The organism is Actinoplanes sp. NPDC048967, assembly GCF_040649415.1.
In the GTDB taxonomy this organism is placed as follows: Bacteria; Actinomycetota; Actinomycetes; order Mycobacteriales; family Micromonosporaceae; genus Actinoplanes.
Genome location: NZ_JBEZFL010000003.1, coordinates 483,853 through 496,033, shown reverse-complemented (window position 1 = coordinate 496,033; position 12,181 = coordinate 483,853). Strand labels below are relative to the sequence as shown.

The 12,181-nt window shown below is 71.6% G+C and carries 13 protein-coding genes; all 13 read left to right on the top strand.

The features are described 5' to 3' along the window. Positions 1-21 precede the first annotated feature (21 nt). The 13 genes from murC to AB0C12_RS14805 all read left to right on the top strand — a co-directional run bounded on the left by murC (position 22) and on the right by AB0C12_RS14805 (position 12,175). Positions 22-1,440, top strand: a complete 1,419-nt coding sequence (gene murC, locus AB0C12_RS14865; protein ID WP_360548003.1) for a UDP-N-acetylmuramate--L-alanine ligase — start codon at positions 22-24, stop codon at positions 1,438-1,440. Between the two features lie 17 nt (positions 1,441-1,457). Then, positions 1,458-2,222: an FtsQ-type POTRA domain-containing protein gene (locus AB0C12_RS14860; protein ID WP_360548001.1), complete on the top strand. Its 765-nt coding sequence runs from the start codon at positions 1,458-1,460 to the stop codon at positions 2,220-2,222. Between the two features lie 281 nt (positions 2,223-2,503). Then, positions 2,504-3,637, top strand: coding sequence for a cell division protein FtsZ (gene ftsZ / locus AB0C12_RS14855; protein ID WP_212993910.1), 1,134 nt, complete (start codon positions 2,504-2,506; stop codon positions 3,635-3,637). Between the two features lie 4 nt (positions 3,638-3,641). Beyond that, positions 3,642-4,361 (top strand): YggS family pyridoxal phosphate-dependent enzyme, encoded by a 720-nt coding sequence (locus AB0C12_RS14850; protein ID WP_360547999.1) that lies wholly within the window; start codon positions 3,642-3,644, stop codon positions 4,359-4,361. Between the two features lie 221 nt (positions 4,362-4,582). Beyond that, a complete protein-coding gene (sepF, locus tag AB0C12_RS14845; protein ID WP_360547997.1) occupies positions 4,583-5,272 on the top strand; it encodes a cell division protein SepF in 690 nt (229 codons plus the stop codon). Between the two features lie 23 nt (positions 5,273-5,295). Further along, entirely contained in the window at positions 5,296-5,601 is a 306-nt protein-coding gene (locus AB0C12_RS14840) for a YggT family protein (protein ID WP_203762600.1), read from the top strand. 57 nt (positions 5,602-5,658) lie between these two features. Beyond that, entirely contained in the window at positions 5,659-6,480 is an 822-nt protein-coding gene (locus AB0C12_RS14835) for a DivIVA domain-containing protein (protein ID WP_212993913.1), read from the top strand. Between the two features lie 42 nt (positions 6,481-6,522). After that, on the top strand, positions 6,523-7,242 hold the full coding sequence (locus AB0C12_RS14830; protein ID WP_360547995.1) for a hypothetical protein: 720 nt from the start codon (positions 6,523-6,525) through the stop codon (positions 7,240-7,242). Positions 7,243-8,085: 843 nt separating this feature from the next. Next, positions 8,086-8,352 (top strand): DUF167 domain-containing protein, encoded by a 267-nt coding sequence (locus tag AB0C12_RS14825; RefSeq protein ID WP_360549012.1) that lies wholly within the window; start codon positions 8,086-8,088, stop codon positions 8,350-8,352. Then, the gene (locus AB0C12_RS14820; protein ID WP_360547993.1) at positions 8,349-9,860 is read left to right on the top strand and encodes a potassium/proton antiporter; all 1,512 of its coding nucleotides are present in this window, start codon (positions 8,349-8,351) and stop codon (positions 9,858-9,860) included. The genes AB0C12_RS14825 and AB0C12_RS14820 overlap by 4 nt, the downstream gene beginning before the upstream one ends. 385 nt (positions 9,861-10,245) lie before the next feature. Continuing rightward, positions 10,246-10,668: a TraR/DksA family transcriptional regulator gene (locus AB0C12_RS14815; RefSeq protein ID WP_360547991.1), complete on the top strand. Its 423-nt coding sequence runs from the start codon at positions 10,246-10,248 to the stop codon at positions 10,666-10,668. Between the two features lie 29 nt (positions 10,669-10,697). Continuing rightward, on the top strand, positions 10,698-11,252 hold the full coding sequence (gene lspA / locus AB0C12_RS14810; RefSeq protein WP_360547989.1) for a signal peptidase II: 555 nt from the start codon (positions 10,698-10,700) through the stop codon (positions 11,250-11,252). Continuing rightward, positions 11,249-12,175 (top strand): RluA family pseudouridine synthase, encoded by a 927-nt coding sequence (locus tag AB0C12_RS14805; RefSeq protein ID WP_360547987.1) that lies wholly within the window; start codon positions 11,249-11,251, stop codon positions 12,173-12,175. Before lspA ends, AB0C12_RS14805 begins: the two co-directional genes overlap by 4 nt. The last annotated feature ends 6 nt before the right edge of the window (positions 12,176-12,181 follow it).

Sequence of the window (12,181 nt, the reverse complement as noted above, 5' to 3'; positions counted from 1 at the left end):
GACAACCAGGGGAGTGGTCCTGTGAACACGGCGGAACTGACGCCGGCCGGCGAGCTGACCGCCGAGCAGCTGGGCACCGTCCACCTCATCGGCATCGGTGGCGTGGGCATGGGCGGCCTGGCCCGGCTGCTGCTGACCCGGGGTGTCCCGGTCTCCGGCAGCGAGCTGCGGGAGTGGCCGGCCCTGGCCGCGCTGCGCGCGCTCGGCGGCACGGTGCACATGGCGCACGAGGCGTCCAACCTCGACGGCGTCGACACGGTCGTCTACTCGACGGCGATCCCGCAGGATCACGTCGAGATCGTCGAGGCCCGCCGGCGTGGGCTGCGGGTGCTGCACCGGTCCGAGGCGCTGGCCGCCGCGATGACCGGGCGCCGCACGATCGCGGTGGCCGGCACCCACGGCAAGACCACCACCACGTCGATCATGACGGTGATCCTGCAGCACGCCGGCGAGGACCCGTCGTTCGTCATCGGCGGTGAGATCTCCGCGGCCGGCTCCAACGGCCACCACGGTTCCGGCAGCTACTTCGTGGCCGAGGCCGACGAGAGCGACAAGTCGTTCCTGATCTACCGGCCGCACGTCGCCATCATCACCAACATCGAGGGCGACCACCTCAACAACTGGGGTGACCTGGCCGGGCTCAAGGCGGGCTTCCTGGAGTTCGCCGAGCTGACCGACCCGGACGGCTTCGTGGTCACCTGCGCCGACGACGAGGGCGTGCAGGAGCTGATCGGCGCGCTGCGGGCCGCGGGTCGCACGGTCTACACGTACGGCGAGTCCGAGGGCGCCGACCTGCGGATCACCGACGTGGTCTCCTCCGTGCAGGGCGTGCGTTACCAGGCCACGCTGGACGGCAAGCCGCTCGGCGAGATCGCGCTGGCGCTGCCCGGCCGGCACATGGGCCTCAACGGCGCCGCGGCGGTGCTGACCGCGATGCGGCTGGGCATCCCGCTGCAGAAGATCACCGAGGCGCTGAGCTCCTTCCCCGGGGTGCGGCGGCGGTTCGAGCGCAAGGGCACGGTCGCCGGGGTGCGCGTCTACGACGAGTACGCGTACCACCCGACCTCGGTCAAGGCGGCTCTGCGCACGCTGCGCGAGGTGGCCGGGGACGGGCGGCTGGTGGTGGTGTTCCAGCCGTACCGGGTCTATCGCACCCGTGACCTGCAGGCCGAGCTGGCTGAAGGGCTGGCCCTGGCCGACGAGGTGATCGTCATGGAGGTCTTCGGGCCCGGCGAGCAGCGTGGGCCCGGCGAGGGCGGCGTCGCGCTGACCGCGGCCGTCGACCTGCCGGCGGAGCACAAGGTCTTCGTGCCGTCGTGGGAGGACGTGCCGGCCGAGGTGCTGCGGCGCAGCCGGCCCGGCGACGTCGTGGTCACCATGGGCGCGCCGCCGATCTCGATGATGGGTGACGAGCTGCTGGCCGCCCTGGCCGAGGCCTGACCGGACCGGGAGACCCCATGAGCGACGGCGGGCGCAGCTGGCGGCTGGTGCGGGCGGACACGGATGCCGTGCCGACCTCGGTCCGGCGGTTCATGGCCCGCGCCCGCCGGCGCAAGCTGCGGGCGGCGCTGCCCTGGGCGGTCACGGCGGGCGTGCTGCTGGTCGCGGGGGCGGTCGCCTGGATCGTGTACGGCACGTCGGTGCTCGGCGTGCGCCAGGTCGAGGTGGTCGGCACCGATTCGCTCACGCCGCTGCAGGTCGAGGAGGCTGCGGCCGTACGGATGAAGCAGCCCTTGGCCGGCGTCGACCTGGACCGGATCCGGGGCCGGGTGGAGGGCCTGCCCGCGGTCGACCGCGCCGTGGTGTCCCGCAGCTGGCCCGGGACCGTCGTGATCGAGGTCGTGGAGCGCACGCCCGTCGCCGCCGTGGCGGCGGGCAGGAACTTCACCCTGATCGACGGTGAGGGCGTCGCCTACCGCACGGTCTCGCAGCGCCCGCGCGGTCTGCCGCTGGCGCAGCTCACCGCGCCCGGCCCGGACGACATCAACACCCGGTCGGCGCTCACCGTGCTGTCGTCGCTGACCGCGGAGCTGCGCGAGCAGGTCGTCTCGATCTCCGTCCTGGCCCCCGCGCAGGTGCGGCTGGGGTTGCGCAAGGACCGCGAGGTCTTCTGGGGTGACGAGACGCAGAGCGAGCGGAAGGCTCAGGTGGCGACCGTGCTGCTCGAGCGCAAGGGCGACACGATCGATGTGAGCGCCCCGGACGTGGTGACCATCCGCTAACCGGACAAAGATGGCCGAACGGCGCATTCCGTCCAAGGTTACGGCTGAGTCGGATACTCGCCACGTAAGCGGACGCCGACACGCCGCGTCGGTCCTTGGTTGTCGCCTGTCCGCCGCTTACGTTGCCCCGAGAGGTTCGAGTAGTTGACATAACACTAAGCCTCTAGTAGAGGGTGAGGGTTTCCTCGCCCTCCCTTGTACGGCGCGGGTATCGATGGCGGTTCTTGGCCGGACCGCTGGGGCCCTCGACACCCACAACCCTGAAGGGAAGGCTGAGCCCGATGACACCTCCGCACAACTACCTTGCGGTCATCAAGGTCGTCGGCATCGGCGGCGGCGGCGTCAACGCCGTGAACCGCATGATCGAGGTTGGGCTCAAGGGAGTCGAATTCATCGCGATCAACACCGATGCGCAGGCGCTGTTGATGAGCGACGCCGACGTCAAGCTCGACGTCGGCCGCGAACTCACCCGTGGCCTCGGCGCCGGCGCGCAGCCGGACGTCGGCAAGAACGCCGCCGAGGACCACCGCGACGAGATCGAGGAAGTCCTCAAGGGCGCCGACATGGTCTTCGTGACCTGCGGCGAGGGCGGCGGCACGGGCACCGGTGGCGCCCCCGTGGTCGCCAACATCGCCCGCAAGCTGGGCGCCCTGACCATCGGCGTGGTGACCCGGCCGTTCTCGTTCGAGGGCAAGCGCCGCCAGGTGCAGGCCGAGGCGGGCATCGACGAGCTGCGCAACCAGTGCGACACCCTCATCGTGATCCCGAACGACCGGCTGCTCGCCCTGGGCGACCGCGGCATCAGCATGATGGACGCGTTCCGCCAGGCCGACCAGGTGCTGCTCTCCGGCGTGCAGGGCATCACCGACCTGATCACCACCCCGGGCCTGATCAACCTCGACTTCGCCGACGTGAAGAGCGTGATGAGCGGCGCGGGCAGCGCGCTCATGGGTATCGGCAGCGCGCGCGGCGACAACCGCGCCGTCGAGGCGGCCGAGAAGGCCATCTCCAGCCCGCTGCTGGAGCAGAGCATGGACGGTGCGCGCGGCGTGCTGCTCTCCATCGCCGGCGGCTCCGACCTCGGCCTGTTCGAGATCAACGACGCGGCCCAGCTGGTCACGGACGCGGCCCACCCGGACGCCAACATCATCTTCGGCGCGGTCATCGACGACGCGCTGGGCGACGAGGTTCGGGTCACGGTCATCGCCGCGGGCTTCGACGGGGGCACGCCCTCGTACAAGCCGGCTGAGCCCGCCCGCAAGGTGGTCCAGCAGGCCTCGGCGCCGCCCGCGGTCGCGCCGTCCTCACCGGTGCCGGTGACGCCGCCGACACCGCCCGCCGCGACCACCCCGCCGCCGCGCCGGGTGCTCTTCGACGACGTGGACGTGCCGGACTTTCTGAAGAACGGCTCCTGAGAGCTTGGCACCAGAGGCGCGCCGCGACGAGTTGGCGGCCTCGCTGGACGAGGTACGCCGGCGGATCGAGCGTGCCTGCACGGCGGCCGGCCGTGACCCCGGGTCGGTGACCCTGGTCGCGGTGACCAAGACGTACCCGGCGAGCGACGTGGAGTTGCTCGCCGGGCTCGGCGTCACCGACGTCGGGGAGAACAAAGATCAGGAGGCGGCGGCCAAGGCGGCGGCCGTGACGGCCGTACTGCGCTGGCATTTCGTCGGTCAGCTGCAGCGCAACAAGGCCAAGTCGGTGGTCACCTACGCCGACGTCGTGGAATCGGTGGACTCGACGCGCCTGGCCGGGGCGCTCGCCACGGCTGCGGCCCGGCTCCGCGAACGCCCGCTCGACGTACTGGTGCAGGTCAGCATCGACGGTGATCCCGCCCGCGGCGGGGCAGTGGCCGACGGCGGCGATCCCGATCGCGACCTGTGGCGGGTGGCGGCGGCGGTCGAAGCGGCCGAAGGACTGCGGCTGGGCGGTGTGATGGCGGTGGCGCCGCGCGGGTGGGAGCCGGCCCGGGCCTTCGCGGAACTGGCCGGCCTGGCGGCCCGGCTGCGGTCCGAGTATCCGGACGCGAAGGACATTTCGGCCGGCATGAGCGGCGACCTCGAGCAGGCGGTCCGGCACGGCGCGACACACGTACGGATCGGCACTTCTTTGCTCGGGATGCGAAACACGCTGCGGTAGCCTTGCGGCGGGCAGCAAACTACATACGTGTTGTTTACGCGCGACGTGCCTCGGCCGACGCGCCCGGACGACGCAGCGTCGCAGCGGGCCGCGGTCATGTTTACCGAACGCGGGATCCGTGCAAGGGGGGACGCGGCACGCCGAGGGGGCGCGGGCCGCACAGCGGACGGAGGTGGGGGCATGGACGAGCGGTTCGGCGCCGAGCAGGGGCTGGTGATGGCATGAGCGCACTGCGCAAGGCCGGCGTGTGGCTCGGCCTCGTGGAAGAGGACGACCAGTACGACGACCGCTACCGCGACGGTGGCGGCTACCGCGAGCGTGAGCGCGACCGGGACCGCGACTCCGGTTACCGCTACGCCGACGAGTTCGCCGACGAAGAGGACGACGTCGAGGAGGCGCCCGCGCTGCCACGGGCCCGCCAGGAGCGCAGCGGCCGCCTGGAGCGCGCCGCCGCCCGCCTCGACCTCGACCGGGACGACCACGACCGGCCGGAACGGCAGGAGCGCGCCAGCGTGCGCTCGATCACCCGGCCGCCGGCGCCGGTCGCTGAGCCGGCGGGCTACTCCACCCGCGACAACCTCGCGCTCGCCCCGCAGACCCAGGTGCACCAGCGGGTCGTCGAGGAGGACCAGCGCTACCAGATCACCACGCTGCACCCGACCACGTACCGCGAGGCCCGCACCATCGGCGAGCACTTCCGCGACGGCGTACCGGTCATCATCAATCTCACCGAGATGGATGAAGGGGACGCCCGCCGGCTCGTTGACTTCGCCGCCGGGCTGGCTTTCGGTCTGCGCGGTACGATCGAGCGCGTGACCAACCGGGTTTTCCTGCTCTCACCGGCCAACGTCCAGGTCACGGCAGAGGACAAGGCCAAGATCGCTGAGGGCGGTTTCTTCAACCAGAGTTGACCCTAACGAGGGACCCGCCTGACGTGCTGTCGATCGTGTTTCAGATCATCTATCTGCTGCTCTATGTGTTCTTCCTGACCCTGCTCGCCCGGTTCGTCCTGGGTGCGGTGCTGCAGTACGGGCGTCGGTGGCAGCCGGGCCGAGGGGCGTCGGCGGCATTGGAATCGGTGTGGAGCGTCACTGATCCACCCCTCAAGGCGTTGAGGCGTGTGATCCCACCGCTTCGAATTGGTACCGTGAGTTTGGACCTGGCGTCCCTGGTCCTGCTGGTTATCCTGTTCGTGCTTTTGAACTTCGTGTTAGCGCGTCTGATCATCGCGTTCGCGTGACAGCGTCCGCCTGATCGACTGCGCCCCACGCGGCCGCAACTGACCCGAGGAGTTTCGATGCCGCTGACCCCGGCGGACGTGCACAACGTCGCCTTCAAGAAACCCCCTATCGGCAAGCGGGGGTACGACGAGGAGGAGGTCGACGCCTTCCTGGACGAGGTCGAGCGCGAACTCGCCCGTCTGATCGAGGAGAACAACGAGCTGCGCGCCCAGGTGGAGCGCGGCGGTCGGGGTGGCGCACCAGCCGGCCCGAGCGCCGACCCGCGGATGGCGGCGGAGCTCAACGAGATGAAGGCCCAGCTCGACCGGGTGCAGCGCGACAAGTCTGCCGCTGAGCAGGCTGCCCGGCAGATGCAGGCCGAGCTGGAGCAGGTCCGGGCCCAGGGTCCGGTCGGCGCCGGTGCCGGAGCCCCCACGGGCGCCGACGGCGAGCAGCAGGCGCTGCGCGTGCTGATGATGGCCCAGCGTACGGCCGACGACCACGTGTCCGACGCCCGCCGCGAGGCCGACAAGCTTCTCTCCGACGCCCGCTCCAAGGCGGAGGAGGTCACCCGCGAGGCCCGCGCCAAGGCGGACGCCCTGGAGCGCGACGCGCGCCAGCGGCACCAGGAGGCCATGGGCGGCCTGGACGCCAAGCGGTCGGCGCTGCAGAAGCACATCGAGGAGCTCAAGCAGTTCGAGCGGGAGTACCGCACGCGGCTGAAGGCGTACCTCGAGAGCCAGCTGCGCGACCTCGACGGTCGTGGCCAGGGCCTCGAAGCCGAGATGACCCGCGCCGACGCCAACCGTTCGGTCGGCGGCTCCGGTGGCCTCGCGGCCGCGGGTCTCGCCGGCTCGTACGGCGGCAGCCGCGCCAACTCCATCGAGACCGGCCGCTGAGCCTCGGCTTGCGGAACGGTCGCACAGCGGCGGGGATGAGCCATGATCGTTGTTAGTCTGCTGCTCATCCTCGTCGCCGTCACGCTGCTCGTGCTCGGCCTCGTGGGCGGGTCGAGCTCCCTGTTGATCAGCTCCATCGTCGCCAGCCTGCTGGCCGCGGTGGCCCTGGTCATCGGCGCCCGCCAGGCCTCGGCTGCCCGGCGCGCGGCGACAGCCCCGGCCGGCGATGCCGCACGCGCGGCCCCGCCCCCCGAGGCCGCGCCCGACGCCGCCTACGTGGCGGGCCAGGAGGACGCGGAGGAGCACCTGACGGGGCCGGACGCGACCCAGCGGGTGCAACCGGACGCCGACCTCTACGACTACGACGACGCTGCGGCCGGCCGGCCTTCCTCGGGTCAGACGGCCGGCCCGGCGCCGACGGAGCAGGCACCGGCCGACTACGAGCACGCGGCGAGTTTCATCGGCGGAGCTCGTGCGGAAGACCCGTCCTCCGGTGAATTCGACGAGCCGGACCCGGACGACCCGGACGACGAACCCCTGCCCCAGTCGGTCCGCCCGGCGGACGCGGTGCGGGTCGCCAGCCTGGACGCCGAGGTGCTGGTGGTCGACGGCCGGCCCCGGTACCACCTGGCGGACTGTTCGCACCTGGTGGGGCGGATGACTGAGGGGCTGCCTGTTGCTGAGGCGGTTGAGCTCGGGTTCAGCCCTTGCGGGTTGTGCCGGCCGGTTGACCGGCTCGTTGCTGCGGCCGCCCGCCGCTGACCTTCCGCGGCTTTGAAGCCGGCCCGCCGAATCAAGATCAGCGGGGCATCTTGGTTGGCAGGTCCACCACCTGCTCGTTACTGCCGTGAAGTCTTTGTCGCCCCGGTGCCCGGTGTCCGGCGGCTGGTGTCCCGCGGCCGGGTGCTTGGATCCTGCTCGGCGGCCTGTGACGGGGCACCCGGCGCCGTCCGGGCGGACTCCTGGACTCGTTAGGTCCGTGCTCGGACACACTCGCGCTCTCACCAGCCATTCGGGGCCTCGCGGCGCCACCTCCGTCTCTGAGAGCTTGGTAAAAAATGGCCCTTACAGGGGCCAATTGCTACCAAGATCTACTGTCGCTGCGTCTGTCGGGTCCAGGCCCGCCCGGGAGAGCTGGGCGCGATTGCGAGGAGTGCGCCGTCCGGGTCGAGGTGCGGGCGGGGCTGGGCTGGGCGAGGTGGGCTGGTCCGCCACCGCCCCACCGAGCGGCGCCGGATCCTCACCCGGGCCGGTGACCTGCTCGACGAACGCGCCACCGAGGCCGCCGCGCTGACGGCCACCGGGACCGGCGGCACGCTGGGCTGGTCGCTGTTCAACGTCGGGCTGGCCGCGAGCATGTTGTGCGAGGCCGGCGCTCTGACCACCCTGCCGGTCGGTGAGGTGCTGGCCGGCGCGGATCCGAGCGCGCTGCGGGGCAGGGCGGGGCGGGGCGTTGGCGGAACGTCGGATTTGGTGGGGTGTCGGTGATCGGCACAATGGGGCATGGCCAAGCGGCGCGTCCCCTCACCCGATCCGGCCACCATCCGACCCGGCGAGAGCACGCCGCGGGCCGGTCAGAGTCACGGTGACGGGTGGCGGTCTGTCGTGGTGCGGGTGCGGCCCGGCGCTGGGCGTACCCGGGTCGGTGGGCGTTATGAGGGGCCGCACGGGCCCGCGCTGATCGTCGCCGTCGGGGCGCCCGCGGTTGACGGGAAGGCCACCGAGGCCGTTCGGCTGGCGCTTGCCGCTGCGCTCGGGCTCAAGGCCCGGGACGTCGTGCTCAAGGTCGGCGCCACCAGCCGCGACAAAGTGTTCGGTGTGGCCGGGGACGTCGGGGAGCGGTTCGCCGCCCTGCGTGACGGCAGCGCATGACTGGCGGGCTCGACCTTGCGTTGCTTGTCGGCGCTGCCGTGCTGCTGGTCGCCGTCGGTGCTGTCCGGCTCTCCACCCGGCTCGGACTGCCCAGTCTGCTGGTCTACCTGTTGATCGGTGTGGTCATCGGGGAGGCCGGGTTCGGTATCCGCTTCGATGATGCCGAGCTCACCCGTACCCTCGGCTTCTGCGCCCTGATCATGATCATCGCCGAGGGCGGGCTGACCGCCCGCTGGAGCACGTTGCGGCCGGTTCTGGGGTTGTCGGCCACCCTGGCCACCCTCGGGGTGGCCGTGAGCATCGCCGTGGTCGGCGTCGTCGTGCATTTTGTGCTCGACGTGGACTGGCGCCTCGCGTTGCTCTACGGCGCGGTGCTCTCGTCCACCGACGCCGCCGCTGTCTTCGCCACCCTGCGGGTGTTGCGGCTGCCTCCCCGGCTGGTCGCCACGCTCGAGGCCGAGTCCGGCATGAACGACGCCCCGGTGGTCCTGCTGGTCGTCCTGCTGTCGGCCACCGCCGGGATGACCCACCCCTGGTGGTACGAGCTCTTGATCGTCATCTACGAGCTCGCCGCCGGCGCCGCGATCGGGCTGGCCGTGGGGGCGGCCGGGCGCTGGTTGCTGCGCAATGCCGCCCTGCCGTCGGCGGGTCTCTATCCGATCGCGGCGGTCGCGCTCACGTTCCTGGCGTACGCGGCCGGCGCCGTCGCCCACGCCTCCGGTTTCCTCGCCGTCTACGTGGCCGGCGTGGTCATCGGCAATGCCCGGTTGCCACACCGCCAGGCCATTCTCGGGTTCGCCGACGCCCTGGCCTGGGTCGCCCAGATCGGCCTGTTCGTGCTGCTCGGGCTGCTCGCCTCGCCGGCCCGGCTGGGCGAGGCGCTGGTGCCCGCACTGGTTGTCGGGTGCGCGCTCGTGCTGCTGGCCCGGCCGCTGTCGGTCTGGATCTCGGCGCTGGTCAGCCGCAGTTTCCGGGAGCTGGGCCGGTCCGGGCGGACCTTCCTGTCCTGGGCCGGGCTGCGCGGGGCCGTGCCGATCGTGCTGGCCACCATTCCGCTCTCCAGCGCGACACCCGGGGCCGAGACGCTCTTCGACGTGGTGTTCGTGCTGGTGATCATCTTCACGCTGGTGCAGGCCGGCACGCTGGCGCCCGTCGCCCGGCTGCTGCGCATCACCGCGCCCACCGAGGCCATCGAGATCCAGGTCGAGACCGCGCCGCTGGAGCAGATGCATGCCGACCTGCTGCAGCTCGACGTCGCGCCGGGTTCCCGGTTGGCCGGGGTGCACATCGACGAGTTGCGGCTGCCGGTCGGTGCGGTGGTGACGCTCGTGGTGCGGGCGGGGGCCGGCTTCGTTCCGGGGCCGGACACCCGGCTGCGGACCGGCGACGGCCTGCTGATCGTGACCACGGCGGCGGCCCGGGACCTGGCCGAGCGGCGGCTGCGGGCGGTGAGCCGGCGGGGCCGGCTGGCCCGCTGGTTCGGTGAGGACGGCCGCGACCGGACCTGAGCGCGGGGTTATGGGCGTTTGGTCTTGTCTGGCGATTCGGCTGCGTCGCTTCGGCTGCCGCCGGCGAATCCGGCGGAAGGGGCAGGTGCGAACGAGGCGGGTGTGGTCGTCGGGTATCCGACGAGGGCGTTCGGGGCATTCGTCCCGGTTAACCGGTCACCGGGCCGGTGCGCCGTGTTGTCGCTGCTCTTCACGTTCCGTATCCTTGCCACCCTCCGGAGTGCGCGGCGATCCATGGCCGCGCCGTTTGTGCACGTGGGGGCGGTGCACGGGTCGCGTGGGGGCGCGGCCGGGGCACCGATACGGGACGGGTGGCCGACCACGTCCCGATGACCGCTGGAAGACCGCCGATTCGCCGCGTGCAGCGCGGCTCAGGGGAGCGACGATGGCCAAGGCAACCGACACCAGGTCCGCGTCGACCGCGAAGGCCGCGCCCGCCAAGGCGCGCAGCGCGGCGGAGACCGAGAAGATCCGCGTCGCGCTCGTGGAGCGCCGCGACGAGTTGCAGGCCGAGTACGACCAGACGCTCAGCGAGATCACCGAGCTGCAGCGTGACCGGCTCACCGACTCCGCCGGCGACGACGAGGGCGACCGGGGCACCAAGACCGGGGAGCGTGAGCAGGAGATCACTCTGGCCAACAATCTCCTCGACCGGATCACACAGGTGGAACGCGCCATCGACCGGCTCGGGACGGGCAACTACGGTTGGTGCGAGCGATGCGGCAACGCCATCCCGGTCGAGCGGCTGGCGGCGTTCCCGGTCGCGACCCTCTGTGTGTCCTGTAAGCAGTTGGAGGAACGACGCTGAACGCCGACGAGGCTGCGGGTGGCACCACGGTGACCGCGTCCGGGCCCGGGGTGTCCTCCGGGTTCGGGCGCCGCGCCGTGGCGGTGCTCGCCATCACCGCCCTGCTCGCCGTCGTGCTCGACCAGGTCGTCAAGGAGCTCTCCACCAAGGGGCTGACCGAGGGCGAGCCGGTCCGGATCCTGGGCGGACTGGTCTATCTGTCGCTGTTGCGCAACAGCGGGGCCGCGTTCAGCCTCGGCAGTGGCTACACCTGGGTGTTCCCATTGGTCACGATCCTGGTGATCGGCTGGATCGGCTTCATGGTCCGCAAGCTGCGCTCGGTGCCGTGGGCGATCGCCCTCGGGCTGGTGCTCGGCGGCGCGCTCGGCAACCTGGGCGACCGGCTGTTCCGGGCGCCCGGGCCGTTCCAGGGTCACGTCGTCGACATGATCAGCGTGTTCGGGCCGTACGGGGAACATTTCGCGGTCTTCAACATCGCCGACAGCTGCCTGTCCGTCGGCGTCGTCCTCGCCGTGCTGCTGGAGCTCACCGGGCGCCAGCGCGACGGCAGCAGGGCCACCTCCAGGAAAGCCGAGACCGCATGACCTCCCGTTCCCTGCCCGTACCGGACGGTCTGGACGGCATGCGTCTCGACCAGGCCGTGTCGCGCATCTTCGGTCTGTCCCGCACCGCGGCCGCGACCCTGGTCGAGTCCGGTGACGCGCTCGTCGACGGCATCCCGCGGCCGAAGTCCGACAAGGTCTCCGCCGGTTCGTGGCTCGAGGTCACGCTGCCGCCGCCGGTGACCGCGCCGACGCTGGAAGCCACCCCGGTGCACGGCATGAAGATCATCTACAGCGACGACGACATCGTCGTGGTGGACAAGCCGGTCGGGGTGGCCGCGCACCCGAGCCCGGGCTGGACCGGCCCCACGGTCATCGGCGGGCTCGCCGCGATGGGCCAGAACGTCGCCACCAGCGGCGCCGCCGAGCGCCAGGGGGTCGTGCACCGCCTCGACGTCGGCACCACCGGGCTCATGGTGGTGGCCAAGAGCGAGCTGGCCTACAGCGCGCTCAAGCGGGCGTTCAAGGAGCGCGAGGTCGACAAGCGCTACCACGCGGTCGTGCAGGGCCACCTGGACCCGCTGCGCGGCACGATCGACGCGCCGATCGACCGGCACCCCACCGCCGACTACCGGTACGCGGTGATGAACGGCGGCAAGCCCAGCGTCACCCACTACGACACGCTCGAGGCGTTCCGCTCGGCCAGCCTGGTCGACGTCAAGCTGGAGACCGGCCGGACCCACCAGATCCGGGTGCACTTCTCCGCGATGCGGCACCCGTGCGTCGGTGACGTCACGTACGGCGCCGACCCGACCCTGTCCGCGCGGCTCAAGCTGGGCCGGCAGTGGCTGCACGCCCGCGAGCTCGGCTTCCTGCACCCCCGTACGCAGGACGAGGTCCGTTTCGTCAGCGACTACCCTGACGACCTGGGGTACGCGCTGGACGTGCTCCGCGACGCGAGCTGACGACCG

What these genes read in the sequence shown, in the direction of transcription:
- sepF (WP_360547997.1), top strand. Translation starts at nt 4,583, where the DNA reads ATGAGCGCACTGCGCAAGGCCGGCGTGTGGCTCGGCCTCGTGGAAGAG.
- AB0C12_RS14830 (WP_360547995.1), top strand. Translation starts at nt 6,523, where the DNA reads ATGATCGTTGTTAGTCTGCTGCTCATCCTCGTCGCCGTCACGCTGCTC.
- ftsZ (WP_212993910.1), top strand. Translation starts at nt 2,504, where the DNA reads ATGACACCTCCGCACAACTACCTTGCGGTCATCAAGGTCGTCGGCATC.
- AB0C12_RS14805 (WP_360547987.1), top strand. Translation starts at nt 11,249, where the DNA reads ATGACCTCCCGTTCCCTGCCCGTACCGGACGGTCTGGACGGCATGCGT.
- AB0C12_RS14815 (WP_360547991.1), top strand. Translation starts at nt 10,246, where the DNA reads ATGGCCAAGGCAACCGACACCAGGTCCGCGTCGACCGCGAAGGCCGCG.
- AB0C12_RS14835 (WP_212993913.1), top strand. Translation starts at nt 5,659, where the DNA reads ATGCCGCTGACCCCGGCGGACGTGCACAACGTCGCCTTCAAGAAACCC.
- AB0C12_RS14860 (WP_360548001.1), top strand. Translation starts at nt 1,458, where the DNA reads ATGAGCGACGGCGGGCGCAGCTGGCGGCTGGTGCGGGCGGACACGGAT.
- AB0C12_RS14820 (WP_360547993.1), top strand. Translation starts at nt 8,349, where the DNA reads ATGACTGGCGGGCTCGACCTTGCGTTGCTTGTCGGCGCTGCCGTGCTG.